Source organism: Streptomyces armeniacus, assembly GCF_003355155.1.
In the GTDB taxonomy this organism is placed as follows: domain Bacteria; phylum Actinomycetota; class Actinomycetes; order Streptomycetales; family Streptomycetaceae; genus Streptomyces; species Streptomyces armeniacus.
On record NZ_CP031320.1, the window covers coordinates 3,533,448 to 3,551,916 of the forward strand.

23 protein-coding genes are annotated in these 18,469 nt (G+C 70.9%); 12 read left to right on the forward strand and 11 right to left on the reverse strand.

The genetic code is table 11. The annotated features are described in order from the left end of the window. Positions 1–62: 62 nt before the first annotated feature. A complete protein-coding gene (locus DVA86_RS15205; protein ID WP_208878915.1) occupies positions 63–473 on the reverse strand; it encodes a DUF4307 domain-containing protein in 411 nt (136 codons plus the stop codon). 94 nt (positions 474–567) lie between these two features. On the opposite strand from DVA86_RS15205, the gene mca reads away from it, so the two are divergent. From mca to DVA86_RS15230, 5 genes are all read left to right on the forward strand, one after another. Continuing rightward, the gene (gene mca / locus DVA86_RS15210; protein ID WP_208878917.1) at positions 568–1,440 is read left to right on the forward strand and encodes a mycothiol conjugate amidase Mca; all 873 of its coding nucleotides are present in this window, start codon (positions 568–570) and stop codon (positions 1,438–1,440) included. Positions 1,441–1,443: 3 nt separating this feature from the next. After that, positions 1,444–1,749 (forward strand): hypothetical protein, encoded by a 306-nt coding sequence (locus DVA86_RS15215; protein WP_208878919.1) that lies wholly within the window; start codon positions 1,444–1,446, stop codon positions 1,747–1,749. Between the two features lie 145 nt (positions 1,750–1,894). Then, positions 1,895–2,587 carry a peptide-methionine (S)-S-oxide reductase MsrA gene (gene msrA / locus DVA86_RS15220; protein WP_208878921.1) on the forward strand — a complete coding sequence of 231 codons (693 nt, stop codon included), beginning with the start codon at positions 1,895–1,897 and terminating at the stop codon, positions 2,585–2,587. A gap of 110 nt (positions 2,588–2,697) precedes the next feature. Next, positions 2,698–3,051, forward strand: coding sequence for a hypothetical protein (locus DVA86_RS15225; protein WP_208884722.1), 354 nt, complete (start codon positions 2,698–2,700; stop codon positions 3,049–3,051). Then, a complete protein-coding gene (locus tag DVA86_RS15230; RefSeq protein WP_208878923.1) occupies positions 3,048–3,320 on the forward strand; it encodes a hypothetical protein in 273 nt (90 codons plus the stop codon). The genes DVA86_RS15225 and DVA86_RS15230 overlap by 4 nt, the downstream gene beginning before the upstream one ends. Positions 3,321–3,665: 345 nt before the next feature. Here the strand turns inward: DVA86_RS15230 and DVA86_RS15235 are convergent, their stop codons facing one another. After that, positions 3,666–3,881: an EF-hand domain-containing protein gene (locus DVA86_RS15235; protein ID WP_425470985.1), complete on the reverse strand. Its 216-nt coding sequence runs from the start codon at positions 3,879–3,881 to the stop codon at positions 3,666–3,668. A 502-nt stretch (positions 3,882–4,383) separates the two neighbouring features. Here DVA86_RS15235 and DVA86_RS15240 point away from each other — a divergent pair. Continuing rightward, entirely contained in the window at positions 4,384–4,680 is a 297-nt protein-coding gene (locus tag DVA86_RS15240) for a hypothetical protein (RefSeq protein ID WP_208878926.1), read from the forward strand. A gap of 101 nt (positions 4,681–4,781) precedes the next feature. Here DVA86_RS15240 and DVA86_RS15245 read toward each other — a convergent pair whose 3' ends face one another. Further along, complete coding sequence (locus DVA86_RS15245; protein WP_208878927.1) at positions 4,782–5,639, reverse strand: hypothetical protein; 858 nt, start codon at positions 5,637–5,639, stop codon at positions 4,782–4,784. 990 nt (positions 5,640–6,629) lie between these two features. On the opposite strand from DVA86_RS15245, the gene DVA86_RS15250 reads away from it, so the two are divergent. Beyond that, a complete protein-coding gene (locus DVA86_RS15250; RefSeq protein WP_208878929.1) occupies positions 6,630–6,965 on the forward strand; it encodes a hypothetical protein in 336 nt (111 codons plus the stop codon). 243 nt (positions 6,966–7,208) lie between these two features. Here the strand turns inward: DVA86_RS15250 and DVA86_RS15255 are convergent, their stop codons facing one another. Further along, positions 7,209–7,691 (reverse strand): MBL fold metallo-hydrolase, encoded by a 483-nt coding sequence (locus DVA86_RS15255; protein ID WP_208878931.1) that lies wholly within the window; start codon positions 7,689–7,691, stop codon positions 7,209–7,211. Positions 7,692–7,695: 4 nt separating this feature from the next. On the opposite strand from DVA86_RS15255, the gene DVA86_RS15260 reads away from it, so the two are divergent. After that, complete coding sequence (locus tag DVA86_RS15260; RefSeq protein WP_208878933.1) at positions 7,696–7,923, forward strand: hypothetical protein; 228 nt, start codon at positions 7,696–7,698, stop codon at positions 7,921–7,923. A 301-nt stretch (positions 7,924–8,224) separates the two neighbouring features. On the opposite strand, the gene DVA86_RS15265 is transcribed toward DVA86_RS15260, so the two are convergent. The 4 genes from DVA86_RS15265 to DVA86_RS15280 all read right to left on the reverse strand — a co-directional run bounded on the left by DVA86_RS15265 (position 8,225) and on the right by DVA86_RS15280 (position 11,270). Next, positions 8,225–8,824 carry a hypothetical protein gene (locus DVA86_RS15265; RefSeq protein WP_208878934.1) on the reverse strand — a complete coding sequence of 200 codons (600 nt, stop codon included), beginning with the start codon at positions 8,822–8,824 and terminating at the stop codon, positions 8,225–8,227. A gap of 327 nt (positions 8,825–9,151) precedes the next feature. Further along, a complete protein-coding gene (locus tag DVA86_RS15270; protein ID WP_222623323.1) occupies positions 9,152–9,793 on the reverse strand; it encodes a DsbA family protein in 642 nt (213 codons plus the stop codon). A gap of 3 nt (positions 9,794–9,796) precedes the next feature. After that, positions 9,797–10,663: a class I SAM-dependent methyltransferase gene (locus DVA86_RS15275; RefSeq protein WP_208878937.1), complete on the reverse strand. Its 867-nt coding sequence runs from the start codon at positions 10,661–10,663 to the stop codon at positions 9,797–9,799. Between the two features lie 37 nt (positions 10,664–10,700). Beyond that, positions 10,701–11,270, reverse strand: a complete 570-nt coding sequence (locus DVA86_RS15280; RefSeq protein WP_208878938.1) for a GNAT family N-acetyltransferase — start codon at positions 11,268–11,270, stop codon at positions 10,701–10,703. Positions 11,271–11,422: 152 nt separating this feature from the next. Here DVA86_RS15280 and DVA86_RS15285 point away from each other — a divergent pair, with 152 nt between their 5' ends. Next, positions 11,423–12,073, forward strand: a complete 651-nt coding sequence (locus DVA86_RS15285) for a TetR/AcrR family transcriptional regulator (protein ID WP_208878940.1) — start codon at positions 11,423–11,425, stop codon at positions 12,071–12,073. A 47-nt stretch (positions 12,074–12,120) separates the two neighbouring features. Here the strand turns inward: DVA86_RS15285 and DVA86_RS15290 are convergent, their stop codons facing one another. Beyond that, complete coding sequence (locus DVA86_RS15290) at positions 12,121–12,750, reverse strand: oxidoreductase (protein WP_208884724.1); 630 nt, start codon at positions 12,748–12,750, stop codon at positions 12,121–12,123. A 212-nt stretch (positions 12,751–12,962) separates the two neighbouring features. On the opposite strand from DVA86_RS15290, the gene DVA86_RS15295 reads away from it, so the two are divergent. Next, positions 12,963–13,769: an MBL fold metallo-hydrolase gene (locus DVA86_RS15295; RefSeq protein ID WP_208878941.1), complete on the forward strand. Its 807-nt coding sequence runs from the start codon at positions 12,963–12,965 to the stop codon at positions 13,767–13,769. A 93-nt stretch (positions 13,770–13,862) separates the two neighbouring features. On the opposite strand, the gene DVA86_RS15300 is transcribed toward DVA86_RS15295, so the two are convergent. Further along, on the reverse strand, positions 13,863–14,918 hold the full coding sequence (locus DVA86_RS15300) for an NAD(P)-dependent alcohol dehydrogenase (protein WP_208878942.1): 1,056 nt from the start codon (positions 14,916–14,918) through the stop codon (positions 13,863–13,865). 332 nt (positions 14,919–15,250) lie between these two features. Between DVA86_RS15300 and DVA86_RS15305 the strand changes: the two genes are divergently transcribed. Next, on the forward strand, positions 15,251–16,225 hold the full coding sequence (locus DVA86_RS15305) for a helix-turn-helix domain-containing protein (RefSeq protein WP_208878943.1): 975 nt from the start codon (positions 15,251–15,253) through the stop codon (positions 16,223–16,225). 128 nt (positions 16,226–16,353) lie between these two features. Further along, positions 16,354–16,911 (forward strand): type 1 glutamine amidotransferase domain-containing protein, encoded by a 558-nt coding sequence (locus DVA86_RS15310; RefSeq protein ID WP_208878945.1) that lies wholly within the window; start codon positions 16,354–16,356, stop codon positions 16,909–16,911. Between the two features lie 140 nt (positions 16,912–17,051). Here the strand turns inward: DVA86_RS15310 and DVA86_RS15315 are convergent, their stop codons facing one another. Continuing rightward, a complete protein-coding gene (locus DVA86_RS15315; RefSeq protein ID WP_208878946.1) occupies positions 17,052–18,326 on the reverse strand; it encodes a L,D-transpeptidase in 1,275 nt (424 codons plus the stop codon). Positions 18,327–18,469 lie beyond the last annotated feature (143 nt).

Consider the following 18,469-nt stretch of genomic DNA (forward strand, 5'->3'; position numbering starts at 1 on the left):
GCCGGTGCGCACCATACGCGAGCGGTGCAGGAAGTGTGCGCGAAGCGTGCGCGAGCGCGGCCTCAGCCGCCCTGTGCCGTATCGCAGTTGACCAGTTCGACACTGGCCGCCCGCCCGGTCGTACGCATCGTGACCACCGTGTCGATCCGGCTCTCCGCCGAGTCGACCCGTACGTCCTTCCGTCCGACCTCGGCGTCCTCCTTGTCCATCGCACGCAGCGTGCACACCCCGTGCGCGTCCGCGTCCTTCCGGATCTCGAGATGGGCCTCGACCGACTCGTCCGAGACCACCTTGAACTTGATCAGCTCGCCGCTGACATCCGTGCCCGAGACATAGGAGAATCCGAACCAGCCGACCACCGCCAGCAGCACGGCGCCCAGCACGAAGCCCACGGTCTTCAGCGTACGGTCCGCACGGGCGTCCGCGGAGCGCCCGTAGCGGCCCTCGGGCGGCCTCTGCTGCACTGCAACCATGTCCTGTTCTTTCGGTTGGGGCGGGAATAGACCAGGGTGCTGGTTCGGTCACTATAGAAGCCGTCCGAAGTGACGAGATGACGAGGATCGAGTCTTGACTGAACAGCTGCGACTGATGGCCGTGCACGCGCACCCCGACGACGAGTCGAGCAAGGGTGCCGCGACCATGGCGAAGTACGTGTCCGAGGGGGTGGACGTGCTGGTCGCGACCTGCACGGGCGGTGAGCGCGGCTCCATCCTCAACCCCAAGCTCCAGGGCGATCCTTATATCGAGGAGCACATCCACGAAGTACGCAAGAAGGAGATGGACGAGGCCCGCGAGATCCTCGGCGTCAAGCAGGCCTGGCTGGGCTTCGTCGACTCCGGTCTCCCCGAAGGCGACCCGCTGCCGCCGCTGCCGGAGGGCTGCTTCGCCCTCCAGGACGTGGACGTGGCGGCGGAGGCGCTGGTGAAGCTGATCCGCGAGTTCAAGCCGCAGGTCATCACCACGTACGACGAGAACGGCGGCTATCCGCACCCGGACCACATCATGACGTACAAGATCTCGGTGGCCGCCTTCGACGCGGCGGGCGACCCCGAGCGCTACCCCGACGCCGGCCCCGCCTGGCAGCCCCAGAAGCTCTACTACAACCAGGGCTTCAACCGTCCCCGTACGGTCGCGCTGCACGAAGGGCTGCTGGCCCGCGGCATGGAGTCGCCGTACGGGGAGTGGCTGGAGCGCTGGAAGAAGATCCAGACGAAGGAGCGCACCCTCACCACGTACATCCCGTGCGCCGAGTTCTTCGAGATCCGCGACAAGGCGCTGATCGCGCACGCCACCCAGATCGACCCCGACGGCGGCTGGTTCCGGGTCCCGCTCGAGGTGCAGAAGGAGATCTGGCCGACGGAGGAGTACGAGCTCGCGAAGTCGCTCGTGGACACGTCCCTCCCCGAGGACGACCTCTTCGCGGGCATCCGCGAGAATTGACGTATGAGTGCGACGCAGAGCAGCGCGGTCCAGCTCCTTCCGCTGGCGAAGGAGCTGGACGAGAACAAGGTGACGCCGGGCGTCCTTGGCTTCCTCGTCTTCGCGGTCATCGGTCTCGCGGTGTGGATGCTGATGAAGTCGATGACGAAGCACATGAAGCGGGTCGACTTCGAGGAGGCTCCGGAGGAGCCCCGCAAGGCGTCCGGCCGGCCGGCGGCAGCGGACGGCGAGTCCGGCCGTGAAGCGTCGGACAAGGCGCCGGTCCCGTCCCCTGCCCGCCCGGCGGACACGGAGGAACGCGCGGAATGACCGTTCCCGGCGGTCCTCCTGTCCGAAGGGCCGCCGGTACGGGCACGGGCCGCCGCCGGGTCACGCCCCCGGGGGAATTCGACGCGCGCCGTACACGTTCTACGGACGCTGCTCCATGTCCGCACGCCCCTCCCCTGGAGCCCTCATGATCTTCGGTCGCCACAAGAGCCACCTCCCGACCCCCGACGAGGCCCTGCCGGGCCGCCCCGCCCCGACGTACACGGTCCCGGACCGCCACACGGTCCTGGGCAACGCGCTGCTCGGCCCGTACCCCGAGGGCCTGGAAACCGCCGACTTCGGGCTGGGCTGCTTCTGGGGCGCCGAGCGCAAGTTCTGGCAGACGGACGGCGTCTGGACGACCCTCGCGGGCTACCAGGGCGGCCACACCGAGCACCCCACATACGAGGAGGTCTGCTCGGGCCTCACCGGCCACACCGAGGCGGTCCGCGTCGTCTACGACCCGTCGAAGGTCTCGTACGAGTCGCTGCTGAAGCTGTTCTGGGAGTCCCACGACCCCACCCAGGGCTTCCGCCAGGGCAACGACGTCGGCACCCAGTACCGCTCGGCGATCCACACCCACACCCCGGCCCAGCAGTCCGCCGCGGAAGCCTCCCGCGACGCGTACCAGAAGGTCCTCGCGACCTCGGGCTACGGCGAGATCACCACAGAAATCCTCCCGGCCGCCCCCCGCCCCTTCTACCCGGCGGAGCCGTACCACCAGCAGTACCTCGAGAAGAACCCCGCGGGCTACTGCGGCATCGGCGGCACGGGCGTCAAGCTAAGTGACCTGTCCGAGGGCGGTTCGTGCCCGACGGGGATCGCTCCGGCAGACGGCTAGCAGCGCCCCGGGCAGCGGGCGGCTACCTCATCGCCCTTTCGGGCGACCGTAGGCTGATCCCACTCGCTACGCTGAACCCAGGCATCACACTCTCATCCATGGGAGCAGCCATGACGACCTCCGCCGCTGGGCAGCCACTCGTCCCCCAGCCGCCCGCCACCGTGTCCGGCCTACGTCAGGCCCTGGCCCAGATCGCGCCTGCCGCGCTCCCGGCCTACACACGCGAACTCGACCAGGCGGCGGACCAGTCCCGGCAGGGCGCCGACCTCGCTCCGCTACAGCGCTTCATCGCCCAATGGTCCGTCTACGTGCACATTCAGCGGCAGCCGGAACTCGCCGGGGAGTTCCGGCGGTGGGAAGACCTCGCAGACGCCGGCGACGCGCAGCAGGCACGGCAGGCGGCAGCTGAGATCGGCCGCATCCTCGACCAGGCCCACACCGCACTCGCGCTGCACCCGCGGTGAGCGCCGACTGGCGCTGGGAGTACGACCCCGACCATGCGCACGTTGCCGGCGGGGTACCCGAACACGTCGTGGCGGAGGTGGAACGCCTAGCCGGGCAACTCGTCGACTTAGCCGTGATGGGCGTCGATGTAAGCGACTTCGGCAATGCACCTCGCCCCGGCGGCCTAAGACGCATGGACGCGGCAGGAGGATGGTTCTACTTCCTCGTCGCCCCACGAGACAGCCTGATCGTCATCGTACGGATCATCCCGCCCTTCACGGACCTGTGAACGGCGTCGACAACCATGCCTCAGTGGACAGGAGTTGAGCATCACGAGCGCCAACGTCTGCTGTTCTCTGACCCGGCCGGGTTACATGCAGCATCGGCGGCACGGGCGTCTCCTGCCCGGTGGGCGTGGCGCCCGCGGAAGGATGAGCGCGGGATTCGATCCCGCCCATCGCACGGTCCGCGGCGAGCTGTTCGCCAGCGGATCGATCCCGATTCGGTGCGCGGACGCCCACCGTCACGTAGCTCTCACACCGTAAGGCCCGCAAGGCTGCTGAAGTGGGCCTCCGCCACCGCCCCGGCACCGCGCGTGGGGTGACCGGTCGCCCGTTGTCAGTCCGCGCTGCCTTCAGTCCGCGCTGTCCTGCATCGGGGCCCAGAACTCCTCGAACGACATCGTGCCGTCGCCGTCCGTGTCGAGTACGTCGATGAACTGCTGCGCCTGCTCGTCGGTGAGGTGCTCGCCGCGCAGCTCGGCGACGACCTGCTGGTACTCCTTGGCGGTTATCTGCCCGTCGCCATCAAGGTCGTATGTGTCGAAGACCTTGCGCGCGGCCGCTTTCATGTCCACCACGTGAGTTCGCCCTTCCTCGTTGGATGTTGTGCGATGTTACTGCGCAACGATCTCCTGCAGCACACCGAAGAGGGCGTCTCCTGCCCGGTGGGCGTGGCCTCGGCCGAAGGGTGACAATCACCGCGTGGGCTTCGGAACGTACGCGCGCAGGGTCCGCGACGGACAACTGCCTTTCGCCCGGCGGTACACAGCACTGAGGTGTGCCGTCGGGCACTACTGCCCGCTCGGCTTCAACGCCACATGGGCGTACCTCTCGGCGACCGCGTGCCCCTCCCCCGACCTGCGCAGAGATCCTTCGGCTCTCCTACGGGCACTGGACACCCTGGAGGCCAGCCGCGCGGTCCGGCTCAATGAGCTGGCGGCCTTCGCCGCTCGCCGTCGCACGGAGAAGGCGGCCGGCCGCCGAACCCCTCGGAGCACCGACACGGAAGGCTGGAGCCGGCCACGCTGGCCGAGCGACACGGCACCCTCCCGTCCGGGACTCATCGCTGCGGTGGCGAACCACCACGCCTCGTTCCGGCGGTCCCCCTACCCCGACGGGACGCTCTACAGCGACAGCCACGCTCGTCAACTCGCCGACCTGCACACCTCTCTCCACGCGTGCGCGTCCTCGTACCTCAGCGGCCTCGGCCACCTCGACGGCCCGTCACGCGAGACACTGGCCGAAACCATCCACGGCATCCGCCGTCATATGCGTCCGGGCTACGCACCGCTGAACGGCTACCTGGCCGCATGGCTGCGCTTCGCGAACCTCCTCGAGTACGCCACGGACACCCGCCTTGACCACTGACTTGTCCCAGCGGCGGCAAGCGGGCTCCGCCGCTACAGGGGTGCTGTTGGCGGGAGCCGGCACGGTCGCCATGTTCGTGAGCCAGAACGGGGCTTGCAGAGTCACGAGTGAGTCCTGGCCCGGGTCAGTTTGTAGTGGAGGCGGACCGCCGTGGCGGACCAGAGGCGGAGTACGTGGTCGGTGCGGAGTGTGCCCTCGCTGTCCGTGTAGACGCGGAACGTCTCGTGGATCGGCACACGGGCCGCGTGCGCGCGGCCGTCGTGTGCCACCACCACGTACGCGCCGTTGTCGCCGAAGGCGCCTGCGGGAGAGGTCAGTTCCAGTGCGCCGTCGCGCGTGGCGCGTGGGCGCAGGAACACCTGGACGTTGCCCGCTTCGAGGGGGAAGGCCACGTGGACGCTCGGCTGCGGGGAGTGCGGCAGTGTACGGGGCGCGTAGCAGCCGCTGTAGACGTACTCCCCTGTGGCGCGCAGTTTCCGCATCCAGCCCGCGGCCAGCTGTTCGCCGTCGGGACCCACGATCGTGGCCACCCTGCTGTCCATGCCGTGGGCGACGTCGAGTGGCCGCATCGGCAGGGCGAGTTGTTGCACCCGGCGCCCGAAGAACCGTGAGACGAGCTCGCCGCCGGGCCGGAACAGGGCGCTCCACTGGGCCCACACCTCCATGCGCCAGTCGGAGGTGTGCTCGTAGAAGTCACGGATCTCGGGGCGCAGGGCGGAGGCCTTGAAGTCCGGCCCGTCGAGCGACGACATGTCGGCCAGCAGGCCGCCGCCGTCGTCCTCCCGGACCGTGCCGCCACGCGCCGCCGCGGCGGCGCGCAGCCAGCCGTCGCCGATGGTCTGGGTGTCGTGCATCGGGGCGGCCAGCCAGCCGTGCCGTCCCGCCAGGTCGACGGGACGGCCGTTGACGCGCCAGAACGCCCGGGACGTACGGTCCAGCCACGGCATGAACGAAGTCATGCGGCACAGAATGCCAGCCGCACGCCGGCGCCCCACGGGTCGCGCGGAGCCCTCCGGGTGCGCCGGGCGTCAGTGGCTCCAGGGCTGGTCGAAGCCCCCCGGCGGCGAAGAGGCGGGGTGGGGTTGGGGGTTGGGCTCCGCCCCTGTGTTCTGATCCGGGGCCGGTGAGTCCGGGACCGGAGAGTTCCGGGCCGATGAGTGCGGGGCCGATGAGTGCGGGGCCGAATTCGGGGCCGGTGAGTTCGACTGGGGGTGGTCGGGGAAAGCGCCCGTATCGGGTTTTCGGCGGCCGCGTTCGTTTATGGGAAGCACATTGGTTCCGACGCGCTGTGCCTCTTCCGCGGCCTGGCGGGCCTCGGCGAGCACGTCGCCCTGCTCGCCGATGAGGTTGTCGTAAATCGGCGCGTCGCCGCTTTCGTTCGATGCCATCGCGAAACGGTCCTTTCGGTGTGTCGAGGGAGGTCGGTACGTGCGCGCCAGGGCGGGCACGGCCCGACTGTGCGGCCGGACTGCGCGCACCCCAACGGTGCCCGCCCCCACGGGAATTGAGCGCTCTTCCCTGCTTCTTTTGTTCCCATGGTGCCGCGCCGGCCGGACAGCCGCGCCGACCGGGTACCACACCGGCCGGTACCGCACCGGTTCGAGCCCGCAGCGCGGACGGGGCCGTGCAGACCGGGTGGTCGGACCCTGGACCGCCCGCGCTGCGGAGCGAGGAGTGAGGAGTACCGGGGGGGCGTCTCTCCACTCCGCTTACGGCCGTTGACCAATCGGCCGCACCTCCCTCTGCGCCGCGAGGGAGCACTTTCGTCACACCATTCCTGTGGATTTCGCGTGGACTTTTCGTAACTGCTCTCCTCGGGTCCACGTCCGGGATTACGTAACGGCTTCGGAGCACGCGGCGCAGAGGGAAATGCGGAATGAGCCGTGCGCGCACACACGTGATCGCTCTCCGTGTTTCCCGGACGTCTGCCCCACAGAGATTGGAACGTCATGAGTTACCCCAACGGGCCTGCTCCGGCCAGCCATCGGCAGAGCGGCGCCCCGAACGAATCGGCATCGAAGCGGACAGCCCTCGTAGTCCATACGATCGCCGACATTGCCGCCGGTTTTCTGGTCCTGTGGATCGTTCTCTCCCTGCTCGAGGCCAATCAGGCCAATGTCTTCGTGCAGTTCGTGCAGGACATGGCCAACTGGCTCGCGGGCTGGTCACAGGACATTTTCACGATGGAGAACGAGCACATACGCCTCGTCCTCAATTACGGCCTGCCCGCCGTCCTCTACCTCGTTGTCGGCCACGGCATAGCCGCCCGGCTACGGCGTGCCTGACCGGCTTCACCCGAAGCCCGGTCCGTGCAGATCCGGTGGACGCGATGCAGCCCGCCGTCGCCAGAAGTTCACGTCTTCCCGATGCGGCCCGTATCGGGCGGCCCGTATCGGCACACGGTGTGCCGGTGCGGGCCGCGTGCTGCCGCCATGACGGCCTACGCGGCCCGGCAGCCGCTCGTACCCCGGCCGGCCTCCACCGCGCCCGGCTCCGTGCGGCTTCGGCCCAGAACGCTCGCGGTACCGTCAGCAGCAGGCGGACGGCGACGCGGCGGTGGCCGGTGCGGCGGCGAGGCGGGCCTGGAGCATCGTCGACATGACCCCCATGAAGCGGTCCGTACGGGCGCGGCCGAGGATGAACGGGTTAGGGCCCTGCGGGTTGGCGCGGAGGGCGGCGGCGCGTCCGAGGCCGTGATCGTTGGGATGGTTGGAGAGCTCCACGTCCACGCCGGACCGGCGCATGCGGTGGCCGAACGAGTGGAGTGACGCCAGGTGGGTGCGGAGCTCCGGGCGGGTGGCGGGCGGGTCGGCGCCGCCCCAGAGCATCGCCGTGTGGCGCGCGCGGCCCGCCCGTACGGGGATGACCGGCGAGACCGTGCCCGGCGTGTGGCCCGGGGTGTGGTGGAGCCGGATCGTGGTGCCGCCGAGAGTGAGGCGCTGGCCGTCCGCGAAGTCCAGGTCACGGGCAGGCGCGTGCTCCGGGGCCGTACGGGCCGTGGGTGGAGTCACCAGAATGAACCTCACCGGTGTCGCGGAATTCGTCACGACGGAACGGGACGGCCCGGACGGCATCGCACTTTCACGCCCGGAGAACACGTCCGGGCCGGACAATGCCGGAGGCATTCCCGGCCTCGCCGCCAAACCCGGCGCGGAATTGGGGACTTCCGGGACGGTGAGGGGTCTCCGGCACTTCCTCGAACGGCACCGTGACACCGCGATGGTGCGCGGCTCCGCTTCCTGAGGTCGAGACAACTGGCGCGTACGGCCACAGGCGCGTACGGCCACGGAATCCGTACGACCACAGGCCGCACGACCACAGGCCCGTACGGCCACGCCATGTGCCGTGCGCGGCCGGGGAGTTGGCGCCCACTCCCGGGCCGCGCACGTCGAGCCGTTGGGCCGTTGGACCGTTGGGCCGTCGGGCCGTCGGGCCCAAGTGCCGTACCGCCCCGCGTGCGGGCACAGGACGGTACGGCACGTCACCGCGCATCGCTGCACGTCAACGGTGTCGACGCGCGTAGCGCAACGCGCGTAGCTGTCGCTCAGTCAGACGAGCCCGACTTCGCTGTCTGCTCAGCGAGGGCGATCAGTTCCCGAGCCTTGGCCTCGCTCTGGTCGTAGCGCTCGGGGTAGGCGGACCGCTGGACGCTCTGTGCCAGCTGACCGGCGGTGAAGCCGGGGTTGTTCCGGTCGTTGGGGATGGCCTGTTCGAGGAACTTGGTCGTCGCGTAGACCGGGTCCAGGATCTGCTCCGGCGTGCCCCAGCCCGCGCTCGGGCGCTGCTGGAAGACGCCGAGGGAGTCCCGGTCGCCGCAGTTGAGGTTGTGCATGTGGGACTCGACCCAGCCCGCCTCGAACGCGGCCAGCATCACCTTGGGGGTGACCTGGTGGTCGAGGGCGACCTGGTGCACGGTGTTGATGATCGCCGGGTCGTGCTCCGGCGGCACCTCACAGGCGGCGAGGAGTTCGGCGTTCGACTTGTGCCGTGAGTCCTGCGCCGACGCCGACGGCGAGGGCTGCGGGTCGGACCCTCCGGCGTACGCCGTCACGGACAGGCTCCCGAGTACGAGCAGACCGCCCGCGAGCCCGACCAGCCCTCGTCTCGTGCGCTTTCCGTGCTTGGTCCGCGACATTCGCGACATGGGTGTCTTCCTTCCAGGTGGGGGTCAGAACGGCGCTGGAGACGCCGTCCTGCTGGCGTACCGACGGCTCCCGCCATGTGGGGGCGGCGGGTGCAATCGATTTCGCGGGGGACCGTAGTGAGATGTCAGGGGCGCGTCAACAACTTGTGCAACATTGCCCGCTCACAGCCCTCGTGGACAGCTGCGGCACTCACGCCTCCGCGATCACTCGCCCCGCGCCCGCGGCGGACGTGCGTCCCGGCTGCCAGGACACCCACGCACGTTCCGAGTTCTACCAGCGGGCGCCGCACGGCGAAGCGGGTTACCACGGGACAGACGGCGTGTTGCTCAGACTTCCCGGGTGAAATCGGGTTCTTCCGTGCGGGTCCGTTTGAGTTCGCAGAAGCCCGGGACCGCCGCGAGCGCCGTCAGGCCGTCCCACAGGCGGCCGGCCGCCTCGCCCGCCGGGGCCGGGGAGACCACCGGCCCGAAGAACGCTGCCGTACGCCCGTACGGGCCCGCGTCGCGCAGCGCGGTCACCGGCGTGCCGACGCCCTCGCCCACGAGCGCCACGGCCTCCGCGTGCGAGGCGCGTACGGCCGCGTCGTGGCGCTCGTCCCAGGCCGCGTCGGCCAGGTGCGCGGGCAGGCCGGCGTCCGCCAGCGCGTCCGCAAGCGCCGTCCACTCCCCGCGCTCGTGCAGGCGTACGCCCAGCGCGGCGAGGTAGCGCCCGAGCGCGTCCGACCCGTGCCGCTCCCCCACGACCGCGCACAGCCGCGCAGGCGCCCACAGGTACTCGCCCCACTCGCCGTCCGGGTCCTCCGGGTTCACCTCCAGGCCCTCGTTCAGCACCTGGAGGCTCATCACGCGCCAACGCACCGTCACAGGGCGCACCTTTGTCACCTCGGCCAGCCAGCGTGAGGTGAGCCAGGTGTACGGGCACACGGGGTCGAACCAGAAGTCCACCTGCGCTGGTCCCGGGTCCGGCACGGCTCAGGACCGCCGTTCGGCGACCGCCAGCACACGGCGGGACATCAGCGGAATCTGGTGGTCCAGCTGATGCCGTACGGAGGCGGCGACCGCGTCGGCGGCCTCCTCGCCCTCCTCCTCGGCGAGTTCGTCGCGGCGGTCGATCAGGCCGTGGCTGACGGCCCGCATCCGGCGGCGCCAGTCGGGGGTCTCCTCGTACGCCCGTACGTGGAAGCCCGCGCGCTCCAGCAGCGGGCGGTGGTCGGGCACCTGGGGCGGGCGGTCCTCGGGGGTGCGGTGGTAGTCCCAGCTGGTGAAGACGGCGCGGCCGCCCGGCGCGAGGACGCGGTGGATCTCGTCCAGCGCCCGCTGCTTGTCGGGCGCGAAGGTCAGCGCGTCGACGCTCATGACGGCGCGCGCGGCGCCGTCCGGGAGCCCGGTGTCCGCGAACTCGCCCCGCCGGAAGTCCACATGGGCGGCGTCCAGCCCGGGGAAGCGGGCCACCGCCGCCCGCGCCTCCCGCAGCGCCACCTCGGAGATGTCCAGGCCGAGCAGCCGTACGCCCTTGCCCGTGCCTGGTCCCCTGCCCGTACCCGCTCCCGTGCTCGTACCGGCCGCCGTGCCCGTAGCGGCCGCCGACGCACGAGACGCGACGGTCAGCCCCGTGCCGCCCCGGCCGCAGCCGAGGTCGACGAGCAGCTCGCCGTCGCCGACGCCCGTCTCCGCAGCGATGCGGTCGAGTTCGGTGCGCGTCGTGAAGCTGTACGGGTCGGCCTGCTCCGGGTACTCGTCGCCGTACACGTCACGCCAGATCCGCCGCCGGGTGTCACGCCGCTCCTGCCGCGTGTAACCGTCGTCGAACACAGCGGTCCAGTCGGTCCCCTGCCCCATCGCGAACCCCTCCCCGCGCCCGGTTCTGCCCTGCGTCCTACGCCGCCCCGCGTTCCTGCGCCGCCGCGGCCGTCCACTCGTCGGCGAGCAGCGACCACACCTCCACGTCGTGCCGCCGGCCGTCCTGCGCGTGCACCTGCCGGAGCGTCCCGTCGCGGGTCATGCCGAGCCTCCTGGCCGCCGCCGTGCTGCGGACGTTGGCGGTCACCGTACGCCACTCCACCCGGCTCATGCCCCGCACCCGGAACGCCCAGTCGATCAGCTCGCGCGCCCCCCGGTGCACGAGCCCGCGGCCCTCGCCCTCCGGAACGGTCCAGGCCCCTATCTCGCAGACACCGCTCGCGACGTCGAACGTACGGAAGACGAGGCCGCCGACGAGCCGGCCGTCGGCCCAGATGCCGTAGATGCGGCCCTCGTCGCGGGCCTGCTTGTCGGCGTAGTCGCGCAGCCAGCGGCGGGCGCTGCCCACGTCCGTGATGAGCGCGGGCCAGGGCAGCCAGGGGCTGAGATGGGCACGCGCGCTGTCGATGCTCTCGGCGAACTCCTCGGCCTGCCACGGCTCCAGAGGCCGCAGCTCGGCGGTGTCGGTCAACGGGAGGGCGAACACGGGGTCTCCGATCGGACGGGGCCGTGGGAGCGGCGGCAACGGGTGCGTACCAAACATTCGTTACGTACTATAACTGTGACACTGGAGCGCTGTGACACCTGAAGCGCCAATGGCCGCGCCTGTGGCTGCTGTCCGGCCGGAGAGGAGACCCCATGCCACCCGCACGCGGCGACCACGACGCCCGCCGGGCCGACGTGTCCGAAGCGGTGTGGCGTGTCCTGGCCGAGCGCGGCCTCGGCGGGCTGACGCTGCGCGCCGTCGCGGCCGAGATGGGCGCCTCGACCGGCCTGCTCACGCACTACTTCCCGACCAAACGCGCACTCGTGCAGCACGCCCTCGAGGTGGCCGAAGCCCGTACGGCGTCCCGCGCCCGGCGCCGCCCCGAAGCCGGCGGCCTGCCCGCGCTGCGGGCCGCACTCCTCGACGTGCTGCCCCTCACCGAGGAGTCGGCGGCGATGAACCGGGTCTGGGTCAGCTCCTGGGACAACGCCCTCGCCGACCCCGGCTTCCACCGCAACGAACGTGCGCGGCTGGCCCGTTGGCGCGCCACCCTGCGTACGCACGTGACCGACGCGCAGCGCCAGGGCGAACTGCCCGCCGCGGCGGACCCGGACGAGGTGGTCGCGGCCGCCGCGGCGTTCACCCACGGGCTGGTCGCCCACGCGCTGTTCGACCCGGACGCGTACCCGCCGCACCGCCAGACGGCGCTGCTGGACGCGTTCCTGCGGGGCGCCCGTACGGACCCGGGGCCGCAGGCTCGTACGGGCACGGGGCCCGACGCCCGTACGGACCCGGGGGCCTGACGCCCGTACGGACGCGGGACCTGACGCCCGTACGGGCCGCTGACCGGTCACACCGTGGCCGGCATCTCGCACCTGCCGTCGAAGTCCCCCTCGGAACGGGCCTCCAGGAAGGGGTAGTCGGTGCACCCCTCCGCGCCGCCCCCGTACATGCCCGTCCCCCGCATCCGGTTGAGCGGGGCGCAGGCGGCGACGCGCAGGGGCAGGTCCGGGTTGGCCAGATACAGCCGCCCGAACGCGTACACGTCGGCGAGCCCCGCGCGCAGGGCCCGTTCCGCCCGCTCGACGCCGCCGGGGCTGGGCCCCGGACCGTCGTAGGTGGCCAGGAGGGTGCCGCGCCAGCGCGGGCGCAGGTCCTCCAGCGCGGCGTACGCGCCGGTCTGCACGACGTGCGGATACGCCAGGCCCAGCCCGTCCAGGGCGGCCAGCAGCCGGTGGTAGCGCGGGGGTACGGCGGACTCGGCGATGTCGTTCAGGGAGTTGCCGGGCGAGACGCGCAGTGCCGTACGGTCGGCGCCGATCGCGGCGGCGACGGCTTCGACGACCTCGACGACCTCGACGGCGAAGCGGACGTGGTCGGCGTAGCCGTCGGTGCGCTGGTTGGCGTTGCCGGACAGGAACTGGTGGACGAGGTAGCCGTACGCCGCGCTGATCTCCACCCCGTCGAATCCGGCGGCGATCGCGGACTATCTGTCACAGCCGTGACCGCGGCCACCAGACCGAGCCCGTCCGGCGATTGAGGACGGACCCCGGCCACGACGGACCCGTCGGTGGGCCACACGCGGACGGGCCAAGCGCAGCAGCGTGGCCGCTCCGGTTCGTCCTCAAACGCCGGACGGGCTTGGAATGGTGGCCGCTACCGCCCGAGGGGACAGGCGGTAGGGTCCGGGGCGTGGAGCTCACCGTACTCGGCGGTTGCGGCGCCTGGCCGACCGCCCGCCAGGCATGCAGCGGGTACGTGCTGGAGAGCGACGGCTTCCGGCTGCTGCTCGACCCCGGTTACGCGACGCTGCCCCGGCTGCTGGACCACATGCCCGTCACCGCGGTCGACGCGGTGCTGGTCAGCCACGGCCACCCGGACCACTGCGCGGACCTCAACCCCCTGCTGCGCGCACGGGCGTTGGCGGACTCCCCCGACGGCGGCCCGAACGGGCACCCCCTGCCCGTGTACGCGCTGCCCGGCGCACTCGACGCCGTACTCGCCCTGGACCGGCCCGGCATGCTGACCGACTCCTACGACCTGCGCGAACTCCACGCCGGTCCGCACCGGTTCGGCATCGGCCCGTTCACCGTGGACAGCATGCCGCTGCCGCACCACGTACCGAACGCGGGCTTCCGCCTGACCGAAACAAGCGACGCCAAGGGCGCCAACGGCACCAACGGCGGCACCCTCACCTACACCGGCGACACCGGCCCGACCGCGGACATCCCCGAACTGGCCCGCGGCGCCGACCTGCTGCTGTCCGAGGCGACGTACCCGGAGCACGTGCCGGAGGCGGACGCCGAGTTCCTGCTCAGCGCCCGCCTCGCGGGCCGGTACGCCGCGGAGGCCGGTGTCGGACGGCTCGTGCTCACGCACCTGTGGCCCGGTACGGACCCGGACGAGGCCGTGTCGGCGGCGGCAAGCGCGTACGACGGTCCGATCCGCGTCGCACGCCCCGGGGACGTGTTCCACACGAAGCCCCAGGACGCCGGCTGACCGACGCTGACCGGCTGACCAGGCGGCGCGCCACAGGCCACGCGCCACGCGCCACCGGCCACCGGCCACCGGCCGGGGCCAACCGCCAACCCCCTACGCGGCGAGCGTCGACGCGTCGATCACGAAGCGGTACCGCACGTCGCCCGCGAGGACCCGCCGGTACGCCTCGTTGATCTGGTCCGCCGCGATCACCTCGATCTCCGCGCCGATGCCCTCCCGCGCGCACAGGTCCAGCATCTCCTGGGTCTCCGGGATGCCGCCGATCGCGGAACCGGCCAGCGACTTGCGGCCGGCCAGCAGCGAGAACGTGCCGACGGACTGCGGCTGTTCCGGCGCGCCGACGTTCACCATGGTGCCGTCGTTCCGGAGCAGTCCGAGGTATGCGTCCAGGTCGAGGTGCGCGGAGACGGTGTTGACGATCAGGTCGAGGCTGCCCGCCAGCTCCTCGAACGTCGCCGGGTCCGCGGTGGCGTGGAAGTGGTCGGCGCCGAGCCGGAGTCCGTCGTCCCGCTTCCGCAGGGACTGGCTGAGCACGGTGACCTCGGCGCCCATCGCGTGCGCCAGCTTGACGCCCATGTGCCCGAGGCCGCCCATCCCGACGATGGCGACGCGCTTGCCGGGCCCGGCCTTCCAGTGGGCCAGCGGCGAGTAGACGGTGATGCCCGCGCAGAGCAGCGGCGCGGCCTGGTCGAGGGCGAGCCCGTCCGGGATGCGCAGGGTGTACTGCTCGTCGACGACGATGTGCGTGCTGTAACCGCCGTATGTGGGCTCGCCGTCCACGCCGGTTCCGTTGTACGTGGCGATCATGCCGCCGCCGGTGCAGTACTGCTGCAGCCCCGCGCGGCAGTTGTCGCACTCGCGGCAGGAGTCGACGAAGCAGCCGACGCCCACCCGGTCGCCGACGGCGTACCGCGTGACGCCGGGGCCGACCTCGCTGACCACGCCCGCGATCTCGTGACCGGGGACCATCGGGAAGATCGACTGTCCCCAGTCCTCGTCGACCTGGTGAATGTCGGAGTGACAGATTCCGGCGTACTTGATGTCGATCAGGACATCGTGCTCGCCGACCGCGCGCCGCGGCACGGTGGTGGGCTCCAGGGGCGCCTTGGGGGCGGGTGCGGCGTAGGCGTGTGCCGTGGTGGCTGGCATGGGGTGTGGCTCCTCAGCGCGGTCTCGGCCGCGTCCGGTAGGGGTGTGCGTCGCGGCGCGGTACGGGTGTGCGTCGCGGCACGGGTACGGGTGTGCGTCACGGCGCCGGTACGGGTGTGCGTCACGGCACGGGTACGGGTGTGCGTCACGGCGCCGGTACGGGTGTGCGTCGCGCGGGTGGCGGGCCTGCGTACGGCTCGGACCCGTACCGATGCTGATGGAGCGCGCCCGCGTTACCCAGCCCTCCGTTGTGCGTACGCACACGGTGCGTACCACTGGCGGGGTCATGCTGGCGGGAATGCGGGCGGCGGGCGGTCGGCCATACTGGCGGTATGGACCAGCTTGATCCCCGTGCCGAGCTCAGCGAGTTCCTGCGTTCGCGCCGGGCCCGGCTGCAGCCGCAGGACGTCGGGCTGCCGGACTACGGCGGGCGGCGCCGCGTACCGGGGCTGCGCCGCGAGGAGCTGGCCCAGCTGGCCGGCGTCAGCGTCGCGTACTACACCCGGCTCGAGCAGGGGCACAGCCACAACGTCTCCGCCAGCGTGCTCGATGCCATCGCCACCGCGCTCCGCCTGACCAAGGCGGAACGGGACCACCTCACGCACCTCACCAAGCCGAAGCGGCGCACGCGCCGCGCCCAGTCGCGCTCCCAGCGCGTACGGCCCGGGCTGCAGCAGCTGCTCGACGCGATGGAGTCCGTGCCCGCATACGTCATCGGGCGGCGCATGGACGTCCTCGCCTGGAACCGGATGGCCTGCGCACTCCTCACCGACTTCCGCGCGCTGGCACCGCATGAGCGCAACATGGCGTGGCTGGTCTTCCTCGACCCGCACTCGCGGGAGCTGTATCCGGAGTGGGAGCAGAAGGCGTCCGACATCGTGGCGTGGCTGCGCCTCGACGCGGGCTGCCACCCGGACGATCCGCAGCTCACGGCGCTGATCGGGGAGCTGTCGGTGAAGAGCGGTGAGTTCCGCCGCATGTGGGCGGCGCACAACGTGCAGGACAAGTCGTACGGCGTGAAGCACCTGTACCACCCGCTGGTCGGCAGCCTCACGCTGTCCTACGAGGCGCTGAAGCTGCCCGCGGACCAGTCGCAGGAGCTGATCGCCTACCACGCCGAGCCGGGATCGCCGTCGGCGGAGGCGCTGCGACTGCTGGCCAGTTGGTCGGCGGAGACGCCGGGGGCGACGAGTGCGGCGAGTGCGACGGGTACGGGCGGTGCTGGCGTGGCGCACGGGACCGCCGGGGCAGCGGAGGCGGCGGATGCCTCGGAGGCGGCAGCGGACGCACGGGCCGAGCGCGGCTGAAGCGGCCGCAGCCGCTGAAGGCACGGGCACACAGCGCGAGCGCGCCCGCGCGTGCATGACCCGCCCCGTACGGGACACCCGGCACTGAGGAAACCCGCAGCTCAGTAAGCCGGAGAGGAGTGACGACCGTGAAGGCCGCCTTTCTCGTGGCCCCCGCAGGGGTCGAACAAATGGAACTCACCGACCCGTGGCGGGCCGTGATCGAAGCCGGAGGGTCGCCGCGGCTCATCTCCACGACCAACGGCCGCGTGCAGGCGTTCCACCATCTCGACAAGGCCGACACCTTCGCCGTGGACCAGACCGTGGAGGAGGCGACGGTGGACGAGTACGACGGGCTGGTGCTCCCCGGCGGCGTCGCGAACCCGGACGCCCTGCGGATGGATCCGACCGCCGTACGGTTCGTGAAGGGCTTCTTCGACGCGGGCAAGCCGGTCGCGGCGATCTGCCACGCGCCGTGGACGCTGATCGAGGCCGACGTGGTGAACGGCCGTACGCTCACCTCGTGGCCGAGCCTGCAGACGGACCTCCGCAACGCGGGCGCGACATGGGTCGACCAGCAGGTCTTCGTCTGCCGCGGCGGGCCCAACTCGCTGGTGACAAGCCGGAAGCCGGACGACCTGAAGGCGTTCGACGAGGCGTTCGTCGCGGAGTTCGCCCGCGCGGCGAGCGCGGCGACACCCGGCTGACGACTTCGCCGTGGGCGCAGCGCGTGCCGGAGCACGCGTGCCGGAGCACGACAGAGGCGGGGCACGGGAGTTGCTCCCGTGCCCCGCCTCGTGCGTACGTCCGCTGCGCCCGCGAGTGCGAGTGCGTCAGCGCTCCGGCCTCAGAGGGCCGAGCCCGCCTGCCACTCGGACCAGGACATGTTCCAGCCGTTGAGGCCGTTGTCCGGCTTGATCTCCTTGTCGGGCGAGTTCTTGACGATGACCACGTCACCGAGCATCGAGTTCTCGTAGAACCAGGCGCCGTCCTGCTTCTTGTCGCCCGCGCCCTTGACGTCGTTCAGACCGACGCAGCCGTGGCTGGTGTTGGCGGAGCCGAAGATGGAGTCGGCGCCCCAGTAGTTCCCGTGGATGAAGGTGCCCGAGGTCGACAGGCGCATGGCGTGCGGCACGTCCTTGATGTCGTACTCGCCCTTGCCGTCGTCGTCCGTGAAGCCGACGGTCGCGCCGTTCATACGGGTCTCCGTGAACTTCTCGGAGATCACCATCTCGCCGTTGTACGTGGGGTTCTCGGCGTTGCCGGCCGAGATCGGGATCGTCTTGACCGTCTTGCCGTCCCGGACGACCGTCATCTTCTTCGTCTTCACGTCCACCGTGCTGACCTGCGACCGGCCGACGTTGAAGGAGAACTCCTTGTCCTGCACGCCGGTGACACCCTCGGAGGCGTCCACGCCGTCGAGGTTCAGATCGACGCTGACCTTGGATCCCGGCTTCCAGTAGTCCTCCGGCCGGAAGTCGATACGCGTGTCACTGAACCAGTGCCCGACGATCTGCTGGCCGCCGGTGCTGCTGACCTTGATCGCCGACTGGACGTCCTTCTTGTTGGTGACCGGCTTGTCGAAGTTGATCGACACCGGCATGCCCACGCCCACGGTCTTGCCGTCATCAGGCTTGAAATAGCCGATGAAGCTGTTCTCCGGGGAGACGGTGGTGAACGTCGAGGCCTCGTGCGCCTCGCGCCCCTCGTCGTCCTTCGCCACGGCCTTGACCTCGTACTTCGTGGCCCGCTCCAGCGCACTGGCCGGCTTCCACGACTTGCCGTCGGCGGCGATGGAGCCCTCGACCGCGGTGCCCGTCTGGGCGGCGGTCATGGTCACGTCGACGAGCTTGCCCTTGGTGACCGTGACCTTGCCGCCGGTGTTGATGCTGGCGCCGGACTTGCCGTCCTTGGGCTCGATGGATATTCGCGCGTCGGAGCTCTCCTCGGCAGCCGCCTTGTCGGCCTTGCTCTGGGAGTCGGACTTCTCCTTGCCGTCCTTCCCCCCGTCGCCGCCGTCGTCGCCGCCGCACGCGGTCAGCGCCAGCGCACCGCTCAGCAGCATCGCCGCCGCCGCTACGGCCCTGCGGTGCTTCCCCACCGTCATCACACGCTTCTCCATCTGCTTGCCGAGTCCAAGACTCCCAGAACCCCAACCGCCGTAGACCCCCGTACCGGCGAAAACCGGACAAGCGTATCCCAGCTCTACTCATCAATACGCAGGTGCGCTGTGATCCGTTCCACCTCTGCGGAAAGTGTGGGACA

Excerpts from the sequence above, each read along its gene's own strand:
- DVA86_RS15205 (WP_208878915.1), bottom strand. The coding sequence starts at position 473 with ATGGTTGCAGTGCAGCAGAGGCCGCCCGAGGGCCGCTACGGGCGCTCC.
- DVA86_RS15215 (WP_208878919.1), top strand. The coding sequence starts at position 1,444 with ATGAGTGCGACGCAGAGCAGCGCGGTCCAGCTCCTTCCGCTGGCGAAG.
- msrA (WP_208878921.1), top strand. The coding sequence starts at position 1,895 with ATGATCTTCGGTCGCCACAAGAGCCACCTCCCGACCCCCGACGAGGCC.
- DVA86_RS15225 (WP_208884722.1), top strand. The coding sequence starts at position 2,698 with ATGACGACCTCCGCCGCTGGGCAGCCACTCGTCCCCCAGCCGCCCGCC.
- DVA86_RS15235 (WP_425470985.1), bottom strand. The coding sequence starts at position 3,881 with ATGAAAGCGGCCGCGCGCAAGGTCTTCGACACATACGACCTTGATGGC.
- DVA86_RS15245 (WP_208878927.1), bottom strand. The coding sequence starts at position 5,639 with ATGACTTCGTTCATGCCGTGGCTGGACCGTACGTCCCGGGCGTTCTGG.
- DVA86_RS15250 (WP_208878929.1), top strand. The coding sequence starts at position 6,630 with ATGAGTTACCCCAACGGGCCTGCTCCGGCCAGCCATCGGCAGAGCGGC.
- DVA86_RS15260 (WP_208878933.1), top strand. The coding sequence starts at position 7,696 with ATGAACCTCACCGGTGTCGCGGAATTCGTCACGACGGAACGGGACGGC.
- DVA86_RS15265 (WP_208878934.1), bottom strand. The coding sequence starts at position 8,824 with ATGTCGCGAATGTCGCGGACCAAGCACGGAAAGCGCACGAGACGAGGG.
- DVA86_RS15275 (WP_208878937.1), bottom strand. The coding sequence starts at position 10,663 with ATGGGGCAGGGGACCGACTGGACCGCTGTGTTCGACGACGGTTACACG.
- DVA86_RS15285 (WP_208878940.1), top strand. The coding sequence starts at position 11,423 with ATGCCACCCGCACGCGGCGACCACGACGCCCGCCGGGCCGACGTGTCC.
- DVA86_RS15300 (WP_208878942.1), bottom strand. The coding sequence starts at position 14,918 with ATGCCAGCCACCACGGCACACGCCTACGCCGCACCCGCCCCCAAGGCG.
- DVA86_RS15305 (WP_208878943.1), top strand. The coding sequence starts at position 15,251 with ATGGACCAGCTTGATCCCCGTGCCGAGCTCAGCGAGTTCCTGCGTTCG.
- DVA86_RS15315 (WP_208878946.1), bottom strand. The coding sequence starts at position 18,326 with ATGGAGAAGCGTGTGATGACGGTGGGGAAGCACCGCAGGGCCGTAGCG.